Genomic DNA, 24,735 nt, shown 5'->3' on the forward strand with positions numbered 1-24,735 from the left:
CCTCCTTACTCTTTCTCGGCCACAACGATGGTGATGTGGCTGGTCCGCTTCAGGATCCTGTGCGCCCTGCCGTGGTCCTTCGGGCGAATCCTCTTGAGGATCGGGCCCGGGGTCACATAGCACTTTGAAACGTACAGGCTGCCCTTGTCCATCTGCAAATTGTTCTCCGCGTTGGAAACAGCGGACTTCAAGAGCTTGCCGAGGTCCTCGCAGGCGGCCTTGGGGGTGTTCTCCAAAATGGCCGCGGCCAGGTCCACGGGCTTATTGCGTATAAGGTCCAGCACCAGGCCCACCTTGCGGGGAGAGATGCGGGTATAGTTCAGCGTTGCTTTCGCTTCCATTTCTTGCTCTCTCCTTTCGCTTATTTGCCGGTCTTCGAGCCGGTGTGGCCCTTAAAGGTCCTCGTCGGGGCGAACTCGCCCAGCTTGTGTCCTACCATGTCCTCGGTAACGTATACCGGCACATGCTTGCGGCCGTCGTGCACCGCAATGGTGTGGCCCACGAAATCCGGGAATATCATGGAAGCCCTGCTCCAGGTCTTCACAATCTTCTTCTCCCCGGCCTCGTTCATAGCCTGGATCCTTTTCAGCAGCACGGGCTGTACAAAAGGTCCCTTTTTAAGACTTCTGCTCATTCTCGTTATGCTCCTTTCCCGTGCTTACTTGCCGTTTCTGCGCCGGACAATGAACTTGTCGCTGCTCTTATGGTGCTTTCTGGTCTTATAGCCCAGCGCCGGCTTGCCCCAGGGGGTAACGGGACCGGGACGGCCCACAGGGCTCTTGCCCTCGCCGCCGCCGTGGGGGTGGTCGTTGGGGTTCATGACCGAGCCGCGCACGGTGGGCCGCCAGCCCATATGGCGCTTGCGGCCGGCCTTGCCTATCTTCACGTTCTCGTGGTCGATGTTGCTGACCTGGCCGATAGAGGCCATGCAGCTGTCGGGAACGTTCCGAAGCTCCCCGGAGGGCAGCCTCAAGAGCGCCATGCCGTTCTCCTTTGCCATCAGCTGGGCCATAATGCCCGCCGCCCTGGCTATCTGCGCCCCCTTGCCGGGGTACAGCTCCACGTTGTGGATAAAGGTGCCGGTGGGAATGTTCTTGAGGGGAAGGGCGTTGCCGGGCTTGATGTCGGCCTCGGCCCCGGAGACTATCTTGTCCCCCACCTTGATGCCGTTGGGAGCTATTATATAGCTCTTCTCCCCGTCCTCATACTGTATAAGGGCGATAAACGCCGAGCGGTTGGGGTCGTACTCAATGGTCTGCACCACGGCAGTCACGTCGTGCTTCTGGCGCTTGAAATCAATGATGCGGTACTTCTTGCGGTTCGCTCCGCCCCTATGGCGCACGGTAATCCTGCCGTAGCTGTTGCGGCCGGACTTATTGCTCAGAGGGGCCAGCAGGCTCTTCTCCGGGCCGCCCTTAGAGAGGACGGTATAGTCCGTAACGGACATATTCCGGCGCGCCGCGGTAGTCGGCTTATAATTCTTTATTGCCATGTCTTCTGTTCACTCTCCTAGTCGTTGGGATACTCTGTGCCCGGCCTTAGACCATGCTCTCGAAGAACTCGATGGTCCTGCTCTCCTCAGTGAGGGTCACCACGGCCTTCTTCCAGCTCCTGGTGTAGCCCTGGTAACGCCCCTGGCGGCGGAGCCTCCCGCGCACGTGGAGGGTGTTGACCTTGCTGACCTTGACACCGAAGGCGGCCTCCACGGCCCTTTTCACATCTATCTTGGTGGCCTCCTTTGCCACCTCGAAGGTGTATTTCTTCTGGGTGTTGCCGTCCATGGTCTTCTCGGTGATGATGGGGCGGATAATGATGTCATGGGCCTCCATTACGCATACACCTCCTCAATCTTCTGCACAGCGCCCTGTACAACGATGAACTTGTCTGCGCCCAGAATATCGTACACGTTCAGGGTATTCACCTGGGCGGTCTTCACGCCGGGAATATTCCCCGCGCTCTTTATTACCTTCTCGTCCACGCTGTCCAGCACGATGAGCGCTTTCTTCTCGCTGCCAACAGCCTTCAGCATGGCGGCGATGTCCTTGGTCTTAAAGCCCTCCAGGGCGATCTTGTCGATGACTATCATCTCGCCGTCCTGCACCTTGGAGGAGAGGGCGGACTTCATCGCAAGCCTTCTCACCTTCTTGTTGAGGGCATAGCGGTAATCCCTGGGCTTTGGGGCGAATACCACGCCGCCGTGGGTCCACTGGGGAGCGCGGGTGCTGCCCTGGCGGGCGCGGCCCGTGCCCTTCTGCCTCCAGGGCTTCCTGCCGCCGCCGGAGACCTCACTGCGGGTCAAGGCGGACTGGGTCCCCTGGCGCTGATTGGCAAGATAATTCTTCACCATATCGTTCATAACAGGGACGTTGGGCTCTATGCCGAACACGGCGTCGCTAAGCTGCTGCCTGCCGACCTCCTTGCCCTGCATGTTCAAAACTGCTACTTCAGCCATTCTTCATTCCTCCTCCCCTTACGCTTTCACGCTGTCGCGCACGATAACTACGCCGCCGTTGGGGCCGGGTATGGCGCCCTTGATGGCTATGAGGTTGTTCTCCGCGTCCACCTTGGCCACCGTCAGGTTCTGCACCGTAACGGTCTCCGCGCCCAGGTGGCCCGCCATCTTCAGGCCCTTCCAAACCCGCGAGGGGGTCGAGCACGCGCCGTTGGAGCCGCCGTGCCTTGCCACAGGGCCGGAACCGTGGGTCTCCTTCAGGCGGTGGAAATTCCAGCGCTTGATAACGCCCGCGTAGCCCTTGCCCTTGCTGGTGCCTGTAACGTCCACCCGCTCGCCGGCTTCAAATGTGTCGGCCTTGATAAGGTCGCCCACATTCAAGGCGCTGATGTCCTCCAGGCGGAACTCCCGAAGGGTCTTCTTGGGGGCGACGCCGCCCTTCTTGAAGTGGCCCGTAAGGGGCTTTGTGACCCGCTGGGGCTTCTGGTCCCCGAAGCCGACCTGTACCGCGTCATAGCCGTCGGTCTCCACGGTCTTCTTCTGGGTCACGACGCAGGGCCCGGCCTCTACCACTGTTACCGGGATGACCTTACCCTTGTCGTCGAAGATCTGCGTCATGCCGACCTTCTTTCCGATGATCCCTTTTTTCATGTTCTGCTTCCTTTCTACTCCTGAGACCTTCTTGCCGAAAGTCCCGCTAGGTTATTGGTCGATGGGCGTAAGACCATCGACTTGACCGATCCGTCACGGTAGGTCAGGACCGAGCCGAAAACTTGCTAAAAGGATCTACAAGTTTACAGCTTTATCTCGATCTCGACGCCGGCGGGGAGCTCCAGGCCCATCATGGCTTCAACAGTCTTGTTGCTGGGCCGGAGAATGTCGATCAGTCTCTTGTGGGTGCGCATCTCGAACTGCTCGCGGCTGTCCTTATACTTATGGACGGCCCTGAGTATAGTTACGATCTGCTTTTCCGTGGGCAGCGGCACCGGCCCAGAGACCCTGGCGCCCGTGCGCTTTGCGGTAGCGACGATCTTCTCCGCGGACTGGTCCACCAGCTGGTGGTCGTACCCCTTGATCCTGATCCTGATCTTTTCCTTGACTGCCATTTCTATAACCGCCTCCTAAATCGTTCTTGGGCGTTTTGCATTTTCCAACACTGTCCCGGGTGTTTCTCCTGCCGGTATAGAAAAACCGGCAGTCCGCACCACGCTCAAAAAGCGCGGCAGACCCCGGGGACAGAGCCGAAACTCACAGCTTCCTCTGATAAAGCGCACACATGGCCTGCCGGGGGCTGCCCGGCGGTTCCCGCGCTTTTCAGATTTCTTCGCCCGGTTTAAAATCGGACATACTCCACGGAAAAACCGGCTACAGTCTGGTGCCGAGCCGCAACCTCCCGCTTCAACGCATATCAGGGTATAAATACCCATTTGGCAATCGTACTTGCTTATATTACCACAAGACCTGGTATTTTGCAAGTCTTTTTTCAAAATAAATTTACGTTTTCTTAAAATTTTTCTCCTGCTATCGGTTGACACCCCGGTGTTTATCATATATAATAGAAAAGCCGTCGGGGTGTAGCGGAGCTGGTACCGCACTTCATTTGGGATGAAGGGATCGCACGTTCGAGTCGTGTCACTCCGACCATCTTGGGAAAGCCAAAAAGATATTTGGGCAAAAAACCGCGTGGTTAACGCGGTTTTTTGCATCTCAAAAGCCTGGATTTCGAAAGTTCCGAAACACATACGCCAACCGCTCCTGGAAAGGGTGTTGGCAAGGACTATTCTTCTCCCCAAAGGCGCACCTCCTCTCTCTGCTGAAAAATCAAAGTGCAGACGCGATTTACCCCATAGGGCTTATGGCGTCTGCACTGTATCTTAAGCTGTGCACTCATCAGCCTATAAAAAGCACAGGCAGAAAGCTATAGCCGCCTCCTCCTTCGCGCTTACCAGCCCAGACCCTTCAGATACTCCCGGCTCATGGTGATGGCCTCCATGGGTGTGCGGCCATTGGACTGGTCCTGCTCCACCACCACCCACTGGGCCCCGGCCTCCAGGGAGGCCTCAAGAATAGAAGGAAAATCCTGCATACCGCTGCCCACCGGGCGAAACTCAAAGAAGCCCTTATTCTCCTGCTCCTCCACCTCCGTGCCGATGAGCTGGTACATATTGCCGGGCTTGCCCTCCTTATAGAAGTCCTTCAGGTGCACCACCGGGGCGCGGCCGCTGTACTTCCTTACATAAGCGGCGGGATCCTCCCCGGCCACGTTTACCCAGCAGGTGTCTATCTCGGTCTTTAGAAGGTCAGCGGGGATGGTGTCGTAGATGTAGTCAAGGGCGTACCGGCCGTCGGGCATCTTCTGGAACTCGAAGTCGTGGTTATGATATAAGGTCTGTATGCCGTGGGCCTTGCAGACCTTGCCTATCTCCCCAAAGACCTTTACATTCTCCTCGAACTTCTCCCCGCCGGGGCGGTCCTCCTCCATCAGGTAGGGGAGGGCGATATACTTTACCCCTATCTCCTCATACTGGCTTACGACCCCCTCTATGTCGGCTTTAAGCTCCTGGAAAGGCACATGGGCGGAAACGGCCTCAAGGCCCGCGTCTTCGATGGCGGCCTTGATCTCGGCGGGGGAGAGGCCGTAGAGCCCTGCCAGCTCTACACCGTCATAGCCTATCTCCTTGATTTTCTTCATGGTGCCGGCAAAGTCCTTCTCGGCGTCCTCCCGGACGGAGTAGACCTGCACAGCAACGGGCAGCTTGTTCATGGGAAAAACCTCCTGGATGGTAAATTTTTGTGGGGACTATAGTGTAATTTTACCTTAAAACATCTAAAAGGTCAAGATATCGGTTGAAAAACCCGGCCTTTTTTGGTAAAATAAGTGGGTACCTAAAACTGAGTCAGATAGGAAGGAACCGAATGAGACGAACCCCATACTTTTACCTGGTCCTGTTCATTTCAAAGCTTGTGCGCTTTATGCTTCTGAAGCTGGGCCGCAACGCCACCAACTTCCCCGGTGAGCTGGCCATATGGCTGTGCAAGAGCTTCATCGGACGTATGCCCAAGCCCAAAAAGGTCATCTGCATCACCGGCACCAACGGCAAGACCACCGTTGCAAACCTCATAGAGGACGTGCTGGAAAAAACCGGCGCGGACTTCTACTGCAACAGAAACGGCTCCAACGTCTACTCGGGCGTGGCCTCCCTGCTGCTGGCCAACTCCGACTGGCGGGGCCGGCCCACCAAGGAGCTTGCGGTCTTCGAGCTGGACGAGCGCAGCTCCAATCTTATACTGCCCTATATGCGCCCGGACCTGATGCTCTGCACCAACATCTTCCGGGACTCCTACAAGCGCAACGCCCACCCGGAGTTTATCTGTGACTTCCTCAATAAGTATATCCCCGACGGCGTGCCCATGATTTTAAACGCCGACGACATGATGTGCTCCGGCCTAAAGCCCGATAACCCCCGCGTGTACTTCTCCATCGCCAAGCAGCCCGGCGACGGTGAGGGCAGCAGAAATATTGTCCAGGACGTGCCCGCCTGCCCAAGGTGCGGCGGTGAGCTTCAATGGGACTTCCGGCGCTATCACCATATAGGAGGGGCTGTGTGCAAGGAGTGCGGCTTCTCCTCCCCAAAGGCGGACTACACCGTGACGGAGCTCCGGGAGACGGACATGGTGGTGGATATCCGTGGGGAGAGCTATACCTTCCCCCTGGCCAACAACAGCTATATCAACGTGTACAACTCCCTGGCGGCCATAGCCCTTTTGTGCGAGCACGGCATAGAGCCCGGAACCATAGCACAGACGCTGGGCTCCATAGGCATAAGCGCCACCCGCTATATGGAGGAGGAGGTAAACGGCCGCAAGGCCATACTGCACCTTGCCAAAGGCCAGAACCCCGTAGCCTGCTCCCGGGCCTTCCAGAATATTCGGGACTATCCGGGGAGGAAGGCGGCGATACTGTTCCTGGACGACTTCTTCGACGCCCAGCACACGGTGGAGAACATTTCCTGGCTGTATGACGCGGACTTCGAGTTTCTCTCGGACGATTCCGTGGTGCAGCTTATCGTGGCCGGGGCCCGGCACTGGGACGTGTACCTGCGGCTGCTGCTGGCGGGGGTCCCGGCGGAGCGCATAGACCATATGCCGGAGACCTCCGGCGCGGCAGATGCCCTTCGCGCGGCAGAGCCGGACGCGGTATTTATACTTTACGATGTGTACACCATAAGGCTGGCCGAGGACACCGAGAAGCTGGTCAAAGAGAAATTAAAGAAGGAGGCGGCGAAAAATGCGGATTGAGGTGCTGTTCCCGGAATATTGCTGCCTGTTCGGGGACCTTTTCAACGTGAAATATCTTCAGCTATGCCTGCCGGAGGCGGAGCGTCTCGACACCTCCCTTCGGGACCAGCCGAGGCTTGAACCCGGGGGGCTCGTCTACATGGGACCCATGTCCGAGCGCACCCAGGAGAAGGTCATAAAAAAGCTCCTGCCCTATAGGGACAGGCTCAAGGAGCTGATAGAGGGCGGCACGGCCCTCCTGCTCACGGGCAACGCCCTGGAGACGCTGGGCAGCTATATCCTGCGAGAGGACGGCTCAAAGCTCCAGGGCCTGGGGCTTCTGCCAATATACGCCAAGCAGGACCTTATGCACCGGCACAATAGCGTATTTTTGGGGGACTGGGAGGGCCAAGAGGTCACCGGCTTCAAGTCCCAGTTCACCATGGCCTGGCCTGAGGAGGGGGCAAAGGGTCTGTTCAGGGTAAAAAAGGGAGTCGGACTCAACAAAAAGTGCCCCTATGAGGGGCTGAGAGTCAATAACCTTTTCGCCACCTATCTCCAGGGACCGATACTGCCGCTGAACCCCTGCTTTACAAAAAGTGTGATGGCCGCCATGGGCGCGCCTGATACAGAGCCGGCCTTCTACAAGGAGGTACAGGCCGCATATCAGGCGAGGGTAGCGGACTTCTACTCTAAAGTAAAATAAAAAGGAAAAGAACCGGGGGGACCGGTCCCTTTCCTTCTTTTGGGGAGGAGTTGTATTGAAAAAACTTGTAATCTTCTCTTACAGAAATATTTTACTGTGTTGTTAGCGCAAAATCAAGTTTTTTCGACAAGTTCTATGTTTTCTATAACTATAGGTGCATTTATATAAGAATTTTATACAACTTATACGATTAGTGAACCTGGAAACGGAGGGGACCGAGGTGGCCCTGAGCAAAAATGAATATATTGAGATGGACTTCACCGGCATGACCGCCGAGGGGGCTGCCGTGGGCCGGTATGAGGGCGAGGCGGTGTTTGTACCCATGGGCGCCCCAGGGGACAGGGCCCTGGTGAAGATAGTGAAGGCCGCAAAAACCCACGCCTTCGGCCGGCTGGAGAAGCTTCTGAAGCCCTCCCCCTGCCGAGTTGAGCCGGACTGCCCGGTGTACAGGCTCTGCGGAGGATGCTGCTTCAGGCATATCACCTATCAGGCGGAGCTTGAGATAAAGGAGCAGAAGGTCCGTGACGCGCTTGAGCGCATAGGCGGCATTAAAGAGCCGCCGCTGGGCCCAATTATAGGCGCAAAAGACAGGGACGGCTATCGGAACAAGGCCCTGCTGCCCATAGGACAGGCCCCGGACGGCGGCATAGAGCTGGGCTTCTACGCCAAAAACTCCCATAGGATAGTGCCCTGCGAGAGCTGTAAGCTACAGCCCGAGGAGTTCTCCCGGGCTATGGAGGCCTTCAGGCAGTGGGCAAAGGAATATGGCGACCCGGTATATGACGAGGTTTCCCACTCGGGGCGTATGCGGAGGCTGTTCCTGAGAAAAGCCGGGGCCACCGGAGAGGTGATGGCCTGCGTGGTGGTAAACGGCAACGGCCTACACCATGAGCCGGAGCTGGTTGACGCTATGCGCGGGGCCGTGCCGGGGCTGAAATCTTTGGTGATAAACTCCAACAGGGAGAGGACAAATGTGGCCCTGGGCGGGCGCTGCCGGACGGTATGGGGACGGGACAGCATAAGGGACCGGCTCTGCGGGCTGGAGTTTGAGATATCGCCCCTGTCCTTCTACCAGGTGAACCGGGACCAGACGGAGAAGCTCTATAGACTGGCGGCGGAATATGCGGCCCCGGAACCGGGGGACCTGTTGCTGGACCTGTACTGTGGCACGGGCACCATCGGGCTGTCCATGGCAAAGAGCGCGGGAAAGCTGATCGGAGTGGAGGTGCAGCCCCAAGCGGTGGAAAACGCCAGGGAGAACGCCCGGCGCAACGGCATAGACAACGCAGAGTTTCTGTGCGCCGACGCGGCCGAGGCCGCAAGAGAGCTGGTCCGGCGGGGAACGCGGCCCCAGGTGGTCCTCCTGGATCCACCGCGCAAAGGCTGCGGGCCAAAGCTTGTGGAGACGGTGGCGGAAATGGGCCCCCAGAGAGTGGTCTACGTCTCCTGTGACCCGGCCACGCTGGCAAGGGACCTACGGCAGTTCGCCGGGCTGGGGTATGGGAGGATTAAGGGGCGGCCGGTGGATATGTTCCCGGGGACGGGGCATGTGGAGACTATCGTGTTGATACAAAAGAAAACCTCGTAGAAATCCTTTATTTTAGGCACTTTGCGAAGCATTTCATGTTCACTTCGGAGGGTGAAAAAATCCGAAATAAGCACCTCAAAAACTACTTTGACGTTTCAGTGGTAGTTGATATCGGGTGTGGGAACACAAACGGAAAATAAAGGTTTTCCGCAATCAACGTGTCTATGTAGTGTACACCCCGCTGATCCTTAGTCACACATACTCCTGCAATGGCGTGATGGCACCCATCGTAACTATGCTGCGATGGGTTTTGATATTGAGTACAACCTTTGGCTGCATGATTCTCACCCTTTCTGCTTAAAATATGGCATATTTTCTCCTTGTGTCAAGTATAAACATCATTTTAATAATAAAGCGCCCGAGAAATAGGAATTTCTGTGCCATCTACCCAATATATTATCGAGCTTGCACGGCTCTTCAAAGTCTCTACGGACTATTTACTTGGGGTTGATGCTTCAAGAACCATCAATGTCATCGGGCTTACGGAGGAAGATATTCAATTAGTGCATGGGATAGTTACCCATTTGAGAAGTAAAAATCGATCACAATAAAGAAATCCCTCCGCACCAGCAGAGGGATTCTCAATCATTTCACTTTTTCTTACTTAAACGGATTCTCCCCCGGGTACATCATACCCTTGGGCTGATTGAACCCGATATCCCCAACGCCCAGGTACTTGAACACCTCAAACAGCGCCTTGCCGTGGTGTCCGAAGGCGACCGCGCCGTGGTGGGGATAGTTTTTCCCGATGAGCACATGGCGGTAGAAGCGACCCATCTCGTTGATAGCAAAGACCCCTATGCCGCCGAAGGAGCGGGTGGCCACGGGCAGCACCTCGCCCTCTGCCACATATGCCCGAAGGATGCTGTCGGCCGTGGACTGAAGCCGGAAAAAGGTGATGTCGCCGGGGACTATATCCCCCTCAAGAGTACCTTGGGTGACCTCCTCGGGCAGGCTGCGGGCCATTATCATCTGATACTTCATAGTGGGGCTGCATATCTTGCTGGAGCAGGTGTTGCCGCAGTGGAAGCCCATGAAGGTGTCGCTGAACTGATAAGGGAACTTGCCCTCTATCTCAGACTTGTACATATCCTTTGGCACAGTGTTGTTTATGTCCAAAAGGGTCACAATATCATTACTGACGCAGGCGCCGATGAACTCCGAGAGGGTGCCGTAGATGTCCACCTCGCAGGACACCGGAAGGCCCCGGCCCGTAAGGCGTGAATTTACGTAGCAGGGTACAAAGCCGAACTGGGTCTGGAAGGCGGGCCAGCACTTGCTGGTAAGGGTAACGTACTGGCGGTAGCCCCGATGCTCCTCTATCCAGTCCAAAAGGGTTATCTCGTACTGGGCCAGCTTCTCTAAAATCTCGGGCTTCTTGTTGCCCTCACCCAGCTCCTTCTCCATGTCGGCCTTGACCTCTGCTATGCGGGGGTCGCCGGCGTGCTTATGGAAGGCCTCGAACAGGTCCAGCTCGGAGTTTTCCTCGATTTCAACGCCCAGGTCATACAAGCGCTTGATAGGCGCGTTGCAGGCCAGAAAGTTCAGGGGGCGGGGGCCGAAGCTGATTATCTTTAGAGACTTTAAGCCTACCAGGGCTCTGGCGATGGGGATAAACTCATGTATGCGGTCGGCACAGTCCTCCGCGTCGCCCACGGGCTCCTCGGGGATATAGGCCTTTATCTCCCTAAGCTTCAAATTGTAGCTGGCGTTGAGCATACCGCAGTAGGCGTCGCCGCGTCCGCCCACAAGGTTGTCGCCGGACTCCTCGGCGGCGGCAATGAACATACAGGGGCCGTCGAAGTGCTTGGCGAGAAGGGTCTCGGATATCTCCGGGCCGAAGTTGCCAAGGTACACCACCAGGGCGTTGCAGCCGTTTTTCTTAATGTCTTCAAGAGCCTGTACCATGTGTATTTCAGACTCCACTATGCAGACCGGGCACTCGTAGACGCTGGACGCTTCTGTACCGTATTTGGCGTTAAAGGCTTCCATCAGGGCCCTTCTGCGGTTCACTGACAGACTCTCGGGGAAGCAGTCGCGGGAGACGGCCACCACCCCGACTTTTACAATGGGGATGTTGTTCATATGTGTTCCTCCGTTTTATTCAAAATTTCCGGGCTCTATTTGATACTATCATAACCCATAGCAGGGGAAAAAGCAATCAAAACATATGTTTGAAAATAATTCGCAAAGGGCTTGCTTTTACTCTCTTTTTCCTATATAATATATGTAGTTTTAACTATACGGGAGGAAGTAATAATGGCGGAAAAAAAGCAGGCCCCTGTCAGCACCCGCTCCAGCAGCAATAACCCCGACGAGCGGCGCAAGGCGCTGGACACGGCCCTGACCCAGATAAAAAAGCAGTTCGGCGACGGCGCGGTGATGCGTCTGGGCCAGCAGTCGTCCCTTAACATTGAGGCCATCCCCACCGGGTCCCTGTCTTTGGACCTGGCCCTGGGGGTGGGAGGCCTGCCCCGGGGCAGGATAGTGGAAATTTACGGCCCGGAATCCTCTGGTAAGACCACCCTTGCCCTGCACTGTGTGGCGGAGGGCCAGAAGTTAGGCGGCAACGCGGCCTTTATCGACGTGGAGCACGCTCTGGACCCGGTGTACGCCTCGGCCCTGGGGGTGAACGTGGACGACCTGCTGGTGTCCCAGCCCGATACCGGCGAGCAGGCTTTGGAGATAGCCGAGGCCCTTATCCGCTCCAACGCCATCGACGTGATAGTGGTGGACTCGGTGGCGGCCCTGGTGCCAAAGCAGGAGATAGAGGGCGAAATGGGCGACTCCCACGTGGGCTTGCAGGCGCGGCTCATGAGCCAGGCCCTCAGAAAGCTGGCGGGGGCCATCTCCAAGTCCAACTGCGTGGCCATCTTCATAAACCAGCTGCGGGAAAAAGTGGGCGTTATCTATGGCAACCCCGAGGTCACTCCCGGGGGCCGCGCCATGAAATTCTACTCGTCGGTGCGTATCGACGTGCGCAAGGGCGAGGTTTTAAAAAATGGCACAGACATTATAGGGGCCCACACCAAGGTGCGCGTGGTTAAAAACAAGGTGGCCCCACCCTTTAGGACCGCCGAATTTGACGTGCTCTACGGCCAGGGCATCTCCCGCATGGGGGAGCTTGTGGATATCGGCGTGCAGCTGGATATCATTCAGAAAAGCGGCTCCTGGTTCTCCTACGACGGACAGCGCATCGGCCAGGGCCGGGAAAAGGTCAAGGACTTCCTTGCGGCAAACCCGGAGGTGGCCGGGAATATAGAAGCTGCCGTGCGGGAAAACGTGAACAAGCTCTACAGCCAGAAGCTGGGCAAGCCCCCGGCAGAGGCCGGCGGCGCGGAGGATAACGGCCCCGCCGTGCCGGCAGAGGTGGAAAAGAAGCCCACACCCCCCAAGGCGGCCCTGGCCGACGACGCCAGCCTTGACATCACGGTGGACGACTGATGGAGCTGACCGCCGCGGAGCCCAGGCGAAAGGGATTGGTACAGCTGTACATAGACGGCGAGCCCGCCGTGAAGATAGATAACGAGGTCCTCCTGCTGTCCCGGATAAAGCCGGGGGACGAGCTTACCGATGAGGAGCTGCACCAGCTGATACTGGATTCCGACGCCCATAGAGCCAAAGAGAAGGCCCTGTACCTTTTGGAGTACCGGGACCACACGAAAAAAGAGCTGACGGAGAAGATTGCCCGCACGGCCGCGTCAAGAGAGGCCGCCGAGGCTGCTGTCGATAGGATGGAGGAGCTGGGGCTCATAGACGACGACAGCTATGGGCGAAGGTACGCAAGGGAGCTCTTCGTGCGTAAGAAATATGGCCCACTGCGGGTACGCCAGGAGCTGCGGCAGAAGGGAATAGACCCTGAACTTATCAGCGAGCTCTTGGAGGAGTATGACGACCCAGAGGCCTTTACGGAGCGCATAGGCGAGATACTGGAGCGCAAATACTCCGGCTGGCAGGAGGACGAAAAGGTAAAGCGCAGGGCCTTTTCGGCCCTGCAGCGCATGGGGTACAGCTATGAGCATATTCGCGAGGGTATGCGCGGACTATCAGACAGTTGAACCCTTCGCCGCCGTAACGGCCCTGTCAAGGCCCGCTAAATCCTTGTGGACGGTGATATCCACGAACCCGGACCGCGCAAAAAGCTCCGTCACCTCCCGGGCCTGAGTATCGCCTATCTCCACGCCCAGCGCCCCGCCAGGACGCAGTAATGGCGCCCATTTTTCCAATATGGCCCGATAAAATGTCAAGCCGTCCCCGCCCCCGTCAAGGGCCAGGGACGGCTCCTTTTGCACCTCCGGCTGAAGGGCGGAGAGCTCGCCTGTGGCGATATACGGCGGGTTCGACGCGATAAAGTCCAGTTCCTTCGGGAACACTCCCTGCTCCGGCCCTCGGAGCACATCCCCGGCAGCTGCCCGGCATTCAAACCGGGGATAGCGGGCGATATTCCTGTCCAGAAATTCCCCGGCCTTCTCGTCCAGCTCCACGCATATTACCTGCGCCCCCGGCACTATTGAGCATATTCCAAGCCCCACAGCCCCGCTGCCCGCGCAGAGGTCCAGGCCCCGGGCCCCTTTGCCTATCCGCGCGGCAAGGGCCTCCACCAGCGCCGCCGTGTCCTCCCGGGGGACCAGCACGCCCTCGCCCACCGAAAGGGTGAGGGACATAAAGGGCCACTCCCCCAGGATATATTGCAGGGGTCTCCTCTCTGCCCGCTGGGAGACGGCTTCAAGAAATTCCTGCCGCTTTTTTTCATCTGGCGCTTTGTCGCCCTGCAGCGCAAGCTCCGACCTGTCCAGACCCAGAAAGCGCTCCGAAAGCCGGGCCGCGTCAAAGCCCGGGCTGTCCACTCCCGCCTTTGTAAGCTGGGCTTTGGCCCGTAAGTATAATTCCCTGGCGGTCACTTAAGGAGGTCCTCGCCGTTTTCGGGTATCACCGCCTGCAAGGCGGCGATGGCGGCCTCTATCATCTTATCGTCCGGCTCCTTCACGGTGATGCGCTGCATCCAGAGCCCTGGGGCGGTGATTATCCGGCAGAGCATATTGTCGTGCCGGGCGCAGGCCTTCTGTACCTCATAGCCGATATTCACGATAATCGGTATGCACAGAAGCTTTACCACCGTGCGCAGTATTGGATTCGAGAAGGGGATGAAGAAGCCAACGATTATCCCTAAAAGCAGCATAAGTATCATAAAGCTTGTGCCGCAGCGGGGGTGAAAGCGCTTCTGGGGCCGGACGTTCTCAACGGTCAGGGGCAGATCCGCCTCATAGCAGAAGATGGTCTTATGCTCCGCCCCGTGGTACTGGAACACCCGCTTGATGTCCGGCAGCAGGGACACGCAGAGCACATACCCCAGGAAGATGGCTATGCGAAGCACCCCCTCGAACACGGACCGCCACCCTGCTATGCCCTCGCCCACGGCCCCCTGCAAAAGGTTGAAAAGGAAGGTGGGAAGCACGAAGAACAGCACCACCGCCAGGCCGACCCCCAGCACCGAACCGATGCCCATGATAATCCCGGTGAGCTTGTCCCCCAGGTGCTCGTCCAGCCACTTGTCAATACCAGTAAGCTCCTCCTCCCCCATATCTGTTATCCTGTCCGCCGACAGGGACAGGGCCTTATAGCCCAGCCGGAAGGTGTCCACCATGGCGAAAATACCCCTTATAAAGGGCTTGCCCAGTATGGGGTACTTTTTTGTGATACGGTCAATATGTATGTCCTCGGTGGTTATATTGCCCTCGCTGTCGCAGAAGGCAGCGGTGGTGCGCTTTGGGCCTACCATCATGATGCCCTCCATCAGGGCCTGCCCACCGATAGTCGTTATCCTCTTTGGCATTTATTTGCTCCTTCTTGAGTATATTTTTGGCGCTGCACGCGACTTGCCCAAAGGGCAATGTCGGCCGGACCGCGTCATGTCTTACACAAAGGTATGCTTATGGTCACCGTTGTGCCCTCGCCCTCCGTGCTCTCCAGCTCCAGCGTGCCGTTGTGCATGGCCACTATCTCGTCCGCCACCGCCAGCCCTATGCCGGAGCCCCGGACCAGCTGGTTGGCCTTATAAAACTTCTTCTTCACGTTGGGCAGGTGCTCCGCCGGTATGCCGCAGCCGGTGTCCGCTATGATGACCTGCACCCGGTCCTCCGAAAGCTCCGAGGACACCGTTACCGATCCGCCCTCCAACGTGTACTTCAGGGCGTTGTCTATAATGTTTACAAATACCTGCTTGAGCCTGTTCCTATCCCCATATACCGGCGCAAGGCTGATGTTCTCCTCATACCTGAGCTCCTTGCCCTCTGTCCGCGCCCGCTCGGTAAAAAGGTACACCGCCTCGTCCAGCTCCGCCAGAATGTCCATGCGCTCCTGCACCAGCTGCATCCGTCCGTTTTGAAGCCGGGAGAAGTCCAGAAGCTCCTCCACAAGGCCCGAGAGGCGCTCAGACTCCCGGATAATAACGCTCATGCCCTTCTCCTCCGTGGCCGGATCCGCCCCGCTTCTTAGAGTCTCCGCCCAGCCCTTTATGGCCGTCAGCGGCGTGCGCAGCTCATGGGACACCGAGGAGATGAACTCATTTTTCATCCTCTCCGCCGCGCCCAACTCCCCGGCCATGTCGTTTATGGCGTCGCAGAGCTGGCCTATCTCGTCGCCCCGGGCCTTTTCAATGCGCACCTCAAAATCCCCCTGGGCGATCTGACGGGCGCTCTGGCTCACCTGCCGCACGGGCACAAGGATGGAACGGATGAAGTAAACGCCGGAGAGAGTCAAAAGCAGCATGATGAACAGCGCCGCTATCACCAGCACTATCACCACCATTATGGTCTGCTGGTCCGCCCGCTCCATGGACACCATATACCGTATGGAGCCTACAAGCCCACCGTTTTCACTTCTCACTACCCGGGTTATGGCCATAACCTTCTCCCCGGTGTTCAGCTCCCCCACCCACTTGCCCGAGCCGTCCGGGCTCAGGAGGGCCAGCTGGTAGTCGGGCATGGGCTGGGAATGGTCGGGCTCAAAGCCCGTGGAGGTTATGAACACCCGGCCGTCCTTGCCCAGCGCCATTATCTCCATCTTCGCCTTGTCCTGGAAGGTCTCGATATAGTCCCTTGTAACCGCAGTGAACTCGGAGGTCTGATAGTCCTTGGAGCGGCTTGACAGCCAGTTGAGCAGCTCGTCCATGCGGCCCGTAAGGGTGCTCTCTATGCCGTTATAGGTGGAGCTCTGGACCATAAAGGACAGGGCCGCCACAAAGATTACCAGCACCACCAGCACCACGCCGATGGTGTTTACGAACCAGCGCCTTGAAATGCTCTTTGCAAACATGGCAGGCCTCCTAAAATTTTAGGTCTTCCAGCGGTAGCCCAGCCCCCATACCGTGGTTATGTGCTGGGGGTTGGAGGGCTCGTCCTCTACCTTCATGCGAAGCCTGCGGATATTCACGTCCACTATCTTCTCCTCGCCCACGTAGCTGGGCCCCCACACATGCCGCAGGATGTCCCCCCTTGCAAGGGCTATCCCCGGGTTCTCCAAAAAGTATTCCATTATCTGGAACTCCACCTGGGTCAGCTCTATAGGCGCGCCCCCCTTGGTAAAGGAGCGGTCCCTAAGGTTCAGGATAAACTCTCCGGCGGCCACCTGGTCCTGGGTCTCATACCTCTCGGCGGCCAGGGCCACCCGCCGGTACACCGCGTCCACTCTGGCCGTCAGCTCCGAGGGGGAGAAGGGCTTTGTCACATAGTCGTCCGCCCCCATCATAAGGCCGCTGACCTTGTCCATCTCCTGGGTCTTGGCCGTCAAAAGGATTATCCCCAGGGAGGGGTTCCTGCTCCTGAGCTCTCTGCAAACGGCCAGGCCGTCCTTCTCCCCGGGCATCATGATATCCAGTATCACCACGTGGAAGTCCCCGCCGCGCCCGTAGAGTTCCAGGGCCTGGTCGCCGCTCTCGGCCTCGGTCACCTCATAGCCGGCCCGCTCCAGGTTTATAACCACGAACTCCCGGATATTCTGCTCGTCCTCTGCCACCAGTACCTTCTTCATATTAGCCCCCTTTAAGCCCAAATAGTTTTTGCCGCTATCACATTGATATGCTCACTCCTCAAGGAGCGAAAAGCTTTTCATAATATCCTCCGTGGACCGGAGCACCCGCTCGTCGCGGCTGTATACGTTTATGCCGTACACCGAGTCGTTCTGTTCCGTAAGCAGGGTATATCCGCTGTTCTCCCCCCGGCTTTCCCAGGCCGGCCGGGTGAACACACGTATGGAAAAGAGCGTGCCTCCAAGAAGCGTGCCCTCTTCGGCCGATTTTACCTCCATATACGTCACTGTGCGGCGCTCCGCGTCGTTTAGGGCGCAAACCTTGCTCTGGAGATAGTAGGGTATTCTAAACCAATAGTTCTCCCGTACATTCATCAGCGTCCTCATGACCACCCGGCTGGGGCTCCCCGAGGTCTGCGAGCGCCACTCCACCATATAGCTGGTGGAGTCCAGGGCCGCGCCCTCCGAATATCCGGGCAGCTGTATGGCCGCAGGTATCTCTATATATCCGTCGCCGTTTATATCCCTGGCGGTGATGGCTGCCGCGGCCGGGCGGGCGTACTCGCTGGCATAGCCCTCGGTATTGACTCTGTCGGGATAGTTTGTGAGCCGGCCCTCCTCCATAAAGAACACCTGGGTATTCATGCTGCCGTCCGCTGTGGCGCCGTCTACCACCACACCCCAGTCCTCAGGCCCAAGCCTTCCGAAGGTCACCCCGGAATAGCCGGTGATGCTGTTGTCCGCCTCCACGCTGGCGGCCTCATAGAGCCGCGTTTCCCCGTCAAAGGCGTATAGCCTGGCCCTGGCAGGTGTGGGCTCCTCTCCCTCGGTATCGGCGGGGACAGGCACGGATTTGTCTATGGTGAACAGCTCGTTTATACCGTCGCCGTCAAAGTCCGTGACGGCCATCTCGCCGTAGCTGCACAGCGCGTACTCCCGAACCCCGCCGTCCGGCTGGTACAGGTACGCGTTGACTGCCGCCAGCCGGGAAGTGGTACCCGCGGTGGTGCCCCAGCCGATAAACACAGCCTGGCCGCCGTCAGGCATGGCGCCGAAGCAGACCCGGTCCACCTGGCTTGCGGGGTTGCGGAAAAGGGCCGCCACGGCCCATTCGCCGCCGGATTTGGTGAGGAACTGTACCTGAGAGCCCCCGTCTGCGGTGGCATGAAAGCCTATGGCGTCCTCGACCCCATCGCCGGTGAAATCGCACATTATTATGGCCGAGCGGTGCTCGCCGCTTTTGGGGTATATAAGGGTTATCTCCGTCTGGGTGCCCTGCAAAAGCCGGTATATGCTCTGCTGGTCGGCTGTGGCGGCCGGGGGGGATATCAGGTTCTGGGCGGAGATGCCCGTAAACGAGCAGCCGGGCAGCCCGGACAGGGCCGCCGCTAACGCCAGCAGCAGGGCAAGCCGTTTCATGATCTCCGCTCCTTTCCATTTGAGGTTATGTATTGGCCACCGCCAGCATGAGCTTTATGCGGTTCTCCTGGTTCACCGCCGTGGCGCTGGGGTCATAGTCAATGGGCACTATGTTGGCCTGGGGGCAGACCTTCTTTACCTTGCGTATCATGCCCTTGCCCACGATGTGGTTCGGCAGGCACCCGAAGGGCTGGGTGCACACCACGTTCTCATAGCCGCTCTCGATAAGCTCCATCATCTCGGCGGTGAGAAGCCACCCCTCGCCCATCTTGCAGCCGTAGCCTATCACCTGCCCGGCCAGCTCCTTTAAGTGGCTGTAGGGCGCTGGAGCGGTAAACTGTGGAAACTTCTTCACGGACTCGATAAGGTCCCGCTCGAACTTTGTGAAGTACCACTTCAGCATTGTGCACAGCTGCTTCTTGGCGGAGCTGCCGCCGTAGAGCTCTATGTCCTCCAGCCTGTTGTCCACCTTGAAAATCATAAAGCCCACTATTCCAGGCACCATCACCTCGCAGCCCTCATGGAACAGAAAGTCCTCAAGGCCGTTGTTGGCAAGGGCCGAGTATTTCACGTATATCTCACCCACAATGCCCACCTTGGTCTTTGGCCTGCGTTCCACCGGTATCCTTGCGAAGGACTCCGTTATCTCGTCAAAATAGGCCCGGACCTCCCGCTGGGTAAAGGCCCTGTTCTCCTCAAAGAGCTTCGTCAGCTTCTTTGTCCACTCCGACACCAGCCGGTCGCTCTCGCCGAAGGTGAGCTCATAGGGTTTGGTCTGGTTCTTAAGGAGCATCAAAAGATCTCCGTAGGTAAGGGCCGCTATGGCCCGGCGCAAAAGGGGCAGGGTTATCTTGAAGCCGCTGTTGGACTCAAGGCCCGAGAGGTTCAGGGATATCACCGGGATATAGTCAAGGCCGTCCTTTTTAAGGGCCTTTCGCAGCAGGTGGATATAGTTTGAGGCCCGGCAGCCGCCGCCGGTCTGGGTCATCACCAGGGCCACCTTGTGAAGGTCATACTTGCCGCTGTGCAGGGCGTGCATCATCTGGCCAATGGACAAAAGCGCCGGATAGCAGGTGTCGTTGTGGACATACTTCAGCCCCTCGTCCACTATCTCCCGGCCGGTGGTGGTCAGAAGGTCTATCTTATAGCCGAAGCTTACAAGCACGTCCTTTATCAGCTCGAAATGGATGGGCGCCATATTGGGCGTTATAATAGTATAGTCTTTCTTCATTTCCCGGGTAAATTCCACCCGGCTTGCGTTATCCGCCATATTATTCCCCCAGTCCCAGGGCGGCAAACAGGCTCCTAAGCCTTATGCGCACCGCCCCCAGGTTCGTTATCTCGTCTATCTTTATCTGCGTGTAAATCCTGTCCCCGCTCTCCAGTATAGAGCGCACCTCGTCCCCGGTGATGGCGTCCACCCCGCAGCCGAAGGATACCAGCTGCACAAGGTTTATGCGGGGGTCCTTACTCTCCGCCACAAACTTCGCCGCGGCGTACAGCCTCGCGTGATAGGTCCACTGGTTCAAAACCGTGGTGGGGAATTTCTCCACCTGGTCGCTTACCGAGTCCTCCGTCACCAGCACCGCCCCGCACTCACAGATGAGCTTGTCAATGCCGTGGTTTATCTCCGGGTCCAGGTGGTAGGGCCGGCCGGAGAGTATCACCACCGGCAAGCTATTCTCTTTTGCGTAGGCAAGGTATTCCCGGCCCTTTTCCCGTATGCGGGACATATACCTCTCGTACTCCTCATAAGCGGCAGCAGCGGCCTCTCTAACCTCCCGCTCGGGTATGGGCGGGAAGTATTTTGCCAAGATGGCCGTCATCTTCCTGGGGAAGTCCTTTCTTCTGTGCAGCCCCACATAGTCGTAAATAAATTTGTGCTCCTCAAGGGCGGTTATATTCGCGTCCAGCACCTCGGGGTAATAGGCCACCACCGGGCAGTTATAGTGGTTGTCGCCCTTATGCTCGTCCAGGTTATAGCTCATGCAGGGGTAGAAAATGGCGTCGGGCTTCATGTCCATCAGGGCCTCCATGTGCCCGTGCAGAAGCTTTGCCGGATAGCACACAGTATCTGATGGTATCGTGTGCTGGCCCCTGAAGTACAGCTGCCGGTCCGACTGGGGTGAGGTAACTACCCCGAAGCCCAGCTTCGTAAAGAAGGTGTGCCAGAAGGGGAACAGCTCGAACATATTAAGGCCCATGGGTATGCCTATGGTGCCCCGCTCTCCCTTTGCGGGCCCATACCCCGCCAGAAGCTCCTTTTTATAGTCGTAGAGGTTGTACTTTGCCGTGGGGCTGTGCTTTTGAAGGGGCTTATCGCAGCGGTTGCCCGCAATATACCGCGCCCCGTTGGCAAAGGTGTTTACCGTCAGCCGGCAGTGGTTCTGACAGCCGCCGCAGGTGATGGCCTTGACCTCATGGGTAAAGCTCTCCAGCTCCTTTGGGGTCAGTATGCCGCTTTCGCCGCTGCTGTGCTCCTTGGCGTACAGGGCCGCGCCAAAGGCCCCCATCAGCCCCGCCACCGAGGGCCTTGTCACGTTCTGGCCTATCTCCCTCTCAAAGGCCCGGAGCACCGCGTCGTTTAAGAAGGTGCCCCCCTGGACCACAATGTGCCTGCCAAGGCTTTTGGCGTCCGTCACGCGGATGACCTTATAGAGCGCGTTTTTCACCACGCTCATGGACAGCCCCGCCGAGATGTTGCCCAAAGTAGCCCCGTCCTTCTGGGCCTGCTTCACGGAGGAGTTCATGAACACCGTGCACCGTGAGCCCAGGTCCACCGGGCTGCCGGCAAAGAGTCCCTCCCTGGCAAAATCTCCCATCTCATATCCCAGGGCCCCGGCAAAGGTCTGCAAGAAGGAGCCGCAGCCCGAGGAACAGGCCTCGTTCAAAAAGATATTGTCGATAACGCCGTCCTTTATCCTAAAGCACTTTATGTCCTGTCCGCCGATGTCGATGATAAAATCCACCTCCGGCTGGAACCTCTTGGCGGCGGTAAAGTGGGCGATAGTCTCCACAACTCCGCAGTCCAGGCCAAAGGCATTCTTGATTATCTCCTCACCATAGCCCGTGGAGGCCGCGCCCTTTATATTTATATTGGGAAAGTCCCTGTAGAGGTCGGAGAGGAAGTCCCGCACCAGCGGCACCGGGTTGCCGTTGTTCGGAAGATACCGCGAGGAGACAATATTCCCCTCGGAGTTTATGGCCACGGCCTTCACCGTGGTGGACCCCGCGTCTATGCCCACATAGGCCGTGCCGTCCGCTGATAGCTTTCCGTCGGTGGGCACGCTGTCCCGCTTGTGCCGCTCCACAAACTCCTCGTACTCGTCCTTATTAGCAAACAGAGCGTCGCTGCTCTGATAGCTGTGGCTGGAGCTGTAGTTTGCTATGCGCTCAGTTATCTCCAAAAGGTCAAACTCCTCGGAGTCCCCGGCCAGGGCAGCGCCCATAGCCACATAGTACAGGGAGTTCTCCGGGCACGTCCCCTCCACCCCCAGTATCTTGTCAAAGGCGCCTCTAAGCTCCGGCAGGAAGGTCAGCGGCCCGCCAAGATAGACTATATTTCCCTCTATCTCCCGGCCCTGGGCCAGGCCCGCCACCGTCTGGTTAACCACGGCAGTGAGAATACTGGCGGCAATGTCGTCCTTTTGGGCTCCCTGGTTTAGAAGCGCCTGGAGGTCAGACTTTGCGAAGACCCCGCAGCGGGAGGCTATGCTATAGGTGCGTTCCGCTTTCCCGGCTATCTCGTTCAGTTCTCCTGGGGTTATGTCCAAGAGAGTGGCCATCTGGTCGATAAAGGCCCCGGTGCCCCCGGCGCAGGAGCCGTTCATGCGCACCTCCATGGAGCCGGAGAGGAACAGTATCTTCGCGTCCTCGCCGCCCAGCTCTATCACCACGTCGGCCTCTGGCATATATTTCACCACCGCCGTGCGGGTGGCATAGACCTCCTGTACAAAGGGGATTCCCAGGTCCTCTGCAAGGCCCATGCCCGCCGAGCCGGATATACACAGCCCTGCCCTATCGGCGCCCGGGAACTGCTCCGCCACCCGGCGCAGCATATCCGAGGCCTTTCCCGCTATCTGGGAGAAATGGCGCTCATATTCCCGGAATACCGGCGTATCTTTGTCATATACCACACATTTCAGCGTTGTGGAGCCCACATCCAAACCTATTCTCATACTTTGCGGCAGCTTCCTTTCCCTGGTTTACCCGATCAGCTGGTTTCTTCTTATTTGTTAAAATGATAACATTTTTTGACCCAAAAATCAACAGCCCAGGCATTAACAATATATGGTGTATTTATCATAAAATTATGGCTAAATCCCACTATGTATGCTGCTTTAGGTGCAGTATTCGCGCCATATTGCGCGGCTGGCTTTTTTTCTTCTTGTATGCTATAATCCTTGTATGAGCCAGTTTCCAGGGCCATATAGTTCCATTGCCATATGAACCGCCTCACCATATTATATTAAAGAAAGCCGGGATATCATGACCATATACCTCCGCCCTGTCCACTATTATGAAACAGACCGCATGGACTGTGTTCATCACTCCAACTATATCCGCTGGTTCGAAGAGGCGCGTATTCACTTTATGAGCGAGAACGGCTTCCCATATGAAGGCCTTGAAGCGGCGGGCGTCGTCAGCCCGGTACTCAGCGTGGAGGCCAGTTACCGCTCCATGTGCCGCTTCGGCGATACCGTGGAGATAGCCGTCGAGCTCGCGGCCTACACCGGCACCCGTATCGCCTTCTCCTACACCGTCAGGCTCTCCGGAGACCTGAAATGCTTCGGCCGGACTGCCCACTGCTTCATAAACGAGGCGGGCCGCCCGGTGTCCCTTAAAAAGGTCATGCCGGAATATCACCGCATCGCTTCAAAGCTTCTTAAAGAAAAGGAGGAAAAATAATGGCAAAGGTAACGCTCGTATGCGGCAGGCTCTGCTGCGGCAAGAGCTGGTACTGCCGTCAGCTTATGGAAAAGTCCCCGGCCCTGCTGCTGTCCGTGGACGAGATAACGGACCGCATCTTCGACAAGGACCTGGGGGACCGCCACGACGCGGTCACGGCCAGGGTGCGGGCCTACCTCTTTGATAAAGCCGCAGAGGCCGTGGCCGCCGGGGCGGACGTGATACTGGACTGGGGCTTCTGGACCCGGGCCTGGCGGCTTGAGGCCGGCAGCTTCTTTTCGGACCAGGGCATAGCTCACGAGTGGCACTATATCGACGTGTCCGATGAGGTCTGGCGGGAGAGCATCGCCCGCAGGAACCGGGCCGTCCTCGCCGGTGAGGACAGCAGCTACTTCGTGGACGAGGGATTATTAGAGAAGCTTCAAGGTCTCTTTGAGCCCCCCGAGCCCGGTGAGATGGACGTTATCATAGAGCGCCGGTGATCTCCTTCGCCCTTATGGCGTTGCGCCGTATCTCCTCCTTGAGCTGGTCCAGGGAGGAGAACTTTCTCTCTGGCCTTATAAAGTCCATAATCTCCACCCGGACCCTCCTGCCGTACAGGTCGCCGTCAAACTCCGGCATCCATGTCTCGGCCAGCACCCGGTCAGAGCCCACCGTGGGCTTTACCCCTATGTTGCATACGCCGTAATACCTGCCGCTTTCGGTCTCGCACCAGGCGGCGTATACTCCGAACCTGGGCAGGGTCAGATCCTCCGGCAGGGCCTGGTTTATAGTCGGGGTGCCAAGGCCAGTGCCGATGTGGTTGCCGTGTATGACCTCTAAGGTAAAGCCAAAGGGCCGGCCCAGCAACCGGCTGGCCGTGGAGATATCCCCCTCGGCCACTGCCCTTCGTATGCGGGTGGAGCTCACCTTCTCCCCGCCGTCCAGCACCGGGGGCACCACTATAAGCTCTGCGCCATACTCTTTGCACAGGCGGGAGAGCAGCTCCACGTTTCCCCGGGCCCCCCGGCCAAAGCGGAAATCCTCCCCGCAGCAGATCCGCCGGGCGTTAAGTCTCCTCAAAAGGATATCCCGGGCAAAGCCCTCCGCCTCCATATCCCTCAGCCTATGAAAGTCCATGGAATACACGCGCTCTATGCCCATGCCCGAAAGTTCCGCCGCCTTGTCCTCCTGAGTGATAAGGGCCGGGTCCCCCGAGGGGCTTTTTTTAAATGTGAACACCTGTGGGCTGTACTCCGAATCCAGGGCGGACTCCAGCACGGCTCTATGCCCCAGATGCAGCCCGTCAAAGGTCCCCAGGGCCAGGGAAGCCGGGGCGCAGTTATCTATGTCAAGGGTCTCCAGTATCTCCATGGCGGT

Annotated in this window: 24 protein-coding genes and 1 tRNA gene; 8 read left to right on the forward strand and 17 right to left on the reverse strand. The window is 57.8% G+C overall.

The genetic code is table 11. The features are described 5' to 3' along the window. Positions 1 to 5 precede the first annotated feature (5 nt). The 7 genes from rplV to rpsJ form a co-directional block, all read right to left on the reverse strand. Positions 6 to 341: a 50S ribosomal protein L22 gene (gene rplV, locus ADH66_RS18490; protein ID WP_066537758.1), complete on the reverse strand. Its 336-nt coding sequence runs from the start codon at positions 339 to 341 to the stop codon at positions 6 to 8. A 20-nt stretch (positions 342 to 361) separates the two neighbouring features. After that, a complete protein-coding gene (gene rpsS, locus ADH66_RS18495; protein WP_066537756.1) occupies positions 362 to 634 on the reverse strand; it encodes a 30S ribosomal protein S19 in 273 nt (90 codons plus the stop codon). A 24-nt stretch (positions 635 to 658) separates the two neighbouring features. Continuing rightward, a complete protein-coding gene (rplB, locus tag ADH66_RS18500) occupies positions 659 to 1,492 on the reverse strand; it encodes a 50S ribosomal protein L2 (protein ID WP_066537754.1) in 834 nt (277 codons plus the stop codon). Between the two features lie 46 nt (positions 1,493 to 1,538). Then, complete coding sequence (rplW, locus tag ADH66_RS18505; protein ID WP_066537749.1) at positions 1,539 to 1,829, reverse strand: 50S ribosomal protein L23; 291 nt, start codon at positions 1,827 to 1,829, stop codon at positions 1,539 to 1,541. Beyond that, complete coding sequence (gene rplD, locus ADH66_RS18510; RefSeq protein WP_066537746.1) at positions 1,829 to 2,452, reverse strand: 50S ribosomal protein L4; 624 nt, start codon at positions 2,450 to 2,452, stop codon at positions 1,829 to 1,831. Before rplD ends, rplW begins: the two co-directional genes overlap by 1 nt. An 18-nt stretch (positions 2,453 to 2,470) precedes the next feature. After that, positions 2,471 to 3,103: a 50S ribosomal protein L3 gene (gene rplC / locus ADH66_RS18515; RefSeq protein WP_066537745.1), complete on the reverse strand. Its 633-nt coding sequence runs from the start codon at positions 3,101 to 3,103 to the stop codon at positions 2,471 to 2,473. Positions 3,104 to 3,246: 143 nt separating this feature from the next. Further along, positions 3,247 to 3,558 carry a 30S ribosomal protein S10 gene (gene rpsJ / locus ADH66_RS18520; protein ID WP_066537743.1) on the reverse strand — a complete coding sequence of 104 codons (312 nt, stop codon included), beginning with the start codon at positions 3,556 to 3,558 and terminating at the stop codon, positions 3,247 to 3,249. Positions 3,559 to 4,020: 462 nt separating this feature from the next. On the opposite strand from rpsJ, the gene ADH66_RS18525 reads away from it, so the two are divergent. After that, a tRNA-Pro gene (locus ADH66_RS18525) sits at positions 4,021 to 4,096 on the forward strand. Between the two features lie 298 nt (positions 4,097 to 4,394). Here the strand turns inward: ADH66_RS18525 and ADH66_RS18530 are convergent. Further along, entirely contained in the window at positions 4,395 to 5,216 is an 822-nt protein-coding gene (locus ADH66_RS18530) for a sugar phosphate isomerase/epimerase family protein (protein ID WP_066537741.1), read from the reverse strand. A 152-nt stretch (positions 5,217 to 5,368) separates the two neighbouring features. On the opposite strand from ADH66_RS18530, the gene ADH66_RS18535 reads away from it, so the two are divergent. The 3 genes from ADH66_RS18535 (at position 5,369) to rlmD (ending at position 9,024) form a co-directional block, all read left to right on the forward strand. Further along, positions 5,369 to 6,751, forward strand: coding sequence for a Mur ligase family protein (locus ADH66_RS18535; protein ID WP_066537739.1), 1,383 nt, complete (start codon positions 5,369 to 5,371; stop codon positions 6,749 to 6,751). Beyond that, positions 6,741 to 7,436 (forward strand): hypothetical protein, encoded by a 696-nt coding sequence (locus tag ADH66_RS18540; protein ID WP_066537737.1) that lies wholly within the window; start codon positions 6,741 to 6,743, stop codon positions 7,434 to 7,436. Before ADH66_RS18535 ends, ADH66_RS18540 begins: the two co-directional genes overlap by 11 nt. Positions 7,437 to 7,629: 193 nt before the next feature. Further along, positions 7,630 to 9,024, forward strand: a complete 1,395-nt coding sequence (gene rlmD / locus ADH66_RS18545; RefSeq protein WP_236757136.1) for a 23S rRNA (uracil(1939)-C(5))-methyltransferase RlmD — start codon at positions 7,630 to 7,632, stop codon at positions 9,022 to 9,024. Between the two features lie 600 nt (positions 9,025 to 9,624). Here the strand turns inward: rlmD and ADH66_RS18550 are convergent. Further along, complete coding sequence (locus ADH66_RS18550; RefSeq protein WP_066537730.1) at positions 9,625 to 11,109, reverse strand: L-fucose/L-arabinose isomerase family protein; 1,485 nt, start codon at positions 11,107 to 11,109, stop codon at positions 9,625 to 9,627. A gap of 174 nt (positions 11,110 to 11,283) precedes the next feature. Here ADH66_RS18550 and recA point away from each other — a divergent pair, with 174 nt between their 5' ends. Then, positions 11,284 to 12,468 carry a recombinase RecA gene (gene recA / locus ADH66_RS18555; RefSeq protein ID WP_084384362.1) on the forward strand — a complete coding sequence of 395 codons (1,185 nt, stop codon included), beginning with the start codon at positions 11,284 to 11,286 and terminating at the stop codon, positions 12,466 to 12,468. Beyond that, positions 12,468 to 13,082 carry a regulatory protein RecX gene (locus ADH66_RS18560; protein ID WP_066537728.1) on the forward strand — a complete coding sequence of 205 codons (615 nt, stop codon included), beginning with the start codon at positions 12,468 to 12,470 and terminating at the stop codon, positions 13,080 to 13,082. Before recA ends, ADH66_RS18560 begins: the two co-directional genes overlap by 1 nt. On the opposite strand, the gene prmC is transcribed toward ADH66_RS18560, so the two are convergent. From prmC to ADH66_RS18595, 7 genes are all read right to left on the reverse strand, one after another. Beyond that, positions 13,071 to 13,925 (reverse strand): peptide chain release factor N(5)-glutamine methyltransferase, encoded by an 855-nt coding sequence (gene prmC / locus ADH66_RS18565; RefSeq protein ID WP_066537727.1) that lies wholly within the window; start codon positions 13,923 to 13,925, stop codon positions 13,071 to 13,073. The genes ADH66_RS18560 and prmC overlap by 12 nt on opposite strands. Further along, on the reverse strand, positions 13,922 to 14,857 hold the full coding sequence (locus tag ADH66_RS18570) for a DUF1385 domain-containing protein (protein ID WP_066537726.1): 936 nt from the start codon (positions 14,855 to 14,857) through the stop codon (positions 13,922 to 13,924). The genes prmC and ADH66_RS18570 overlap by 4 nt, the downstream gene beginning before the upstream one ends. Positions 14,858 to 14,931: 74 nt before the next feature. Beyond that, positions 14,932 to 16,338: a sensor histidine kinase gene (locus ADH66_RS18575; protein WP_066537725.1), complete on the reverse strand. Its 1,407-nt coding sequence runs from the start codon at positions 16,336 to 16,338 to the stop codon at positions 14,932 to 14,934. An 18-nt stretch (positions 16,339 to 16,356) separates the two neighbouring features. Next, complete coding sequence (locus ADH66_RS18580; protein WP_066537724.1) at positions 16,357 to 17,052, reverse strand: response regulator transcription factor; 696 nt, start codon at positions 17,050 to 17,052, stop codon at positions 16,357 to 16,359. 51 nt (positions 17,053 to 17,103) lie between these two features. Next, positions 17,104 to 18,468 carry a hypothetical protein gene (locus ADH66_RS18585; protein ID WP_066537721.1) on the reverse strand — a complete coding sequence of 455 codons (1,365 nt, stop codon included), beginning with the start codon at positions 18,466 to 18,468 and terminating at the stop codon, positions 17,104 to 17,106. Positions 18,469 to 18,493: 25 nt separating this feature from the next. Next, positions 18,494 to 19,738 (reverse strand): 2-hydroxyacyl-CoA dehydratase, encoded by a 1,245-nt coding sequence (locus tag ADH66_RS18590; protein WP_066537712.1) that lies wholly within the window; start codon positions 19,736 to 19,738, stop codon positions 18,494 to 18,496. Between the two features lies 1 nt (position 19,739). After that, a complete protein-coding gene (locus tag ADH66_RS18595; protein ID WP_084384361.1) occupies positions 19,740 to 22,646 on the reverse strand; it encodes an acyl-CoA dehydratase activase-related protein in 2,907 nt (968 codons plus the stop codon). Positions 22,647 to 22,956: 310 nt separating this feature from the next. Here ADH66_RS18595 and ADH66_RS18600 point away from each other — a divergent pair, with 310 nt between their 5' ends. Together ADH66_RS18600 and ADH66_RS18605 are read left to right on the forward strand one after the other, a co-directional pair. Next, a complete protein-coding gene (locus tag ADH66_RS18600) occupies positions 22,957 to 23,376 on the forward strand; it encodes an acyl-CoA thioesterase (RefSeq protein WP_066537699.1) in 420 nt (139 codons plus the stop codon). Continuing rightward, positions 23,376 to 23,858: an AAA family ATPase gene (locus tag ADH66_RS18605; protein WP_066537697.1), complete on the forward strand. Its 483-nt coding sequence runs from the start codon at positions 23,376 to 23,378 to the stop codon at positions 23,856 to 23,858. Before ADH66_RS18600 ends, ADH66_RS18605 begins: the two co-directional genes overlap by 1 nt. On the opposite strand, the gene ribF is transcribed toward ADH66_RS18605, so the two are convergent. After that, complete coding sequence (ribF, locus tag ADH66_RS18610; RefSeq protein WP_066537696.1) at positions 23,842 to 24,729, reverse strand: riboflavin biosynthesis protein RibF; 888 nt, start codon at positions 24,727 to 24,729, stop codon at positions 23,842 to 23,844. The genes ADH66_RS18605 and ribF overlap by 17 nt on opposite strands. Positions 24,730 to 24,735: the final 6 nt, after the last annotated feature.

The sequence above is a fragment of the Acutalibacter muris genome, from assembly GCF_002201475.1.
GTDB classification, from domain to species: Bacteria; Bacillota; Clostridia; order Oscillospirales; family Acutalibacteraceae; genus Acutalibacter; species Acutalibacter muris.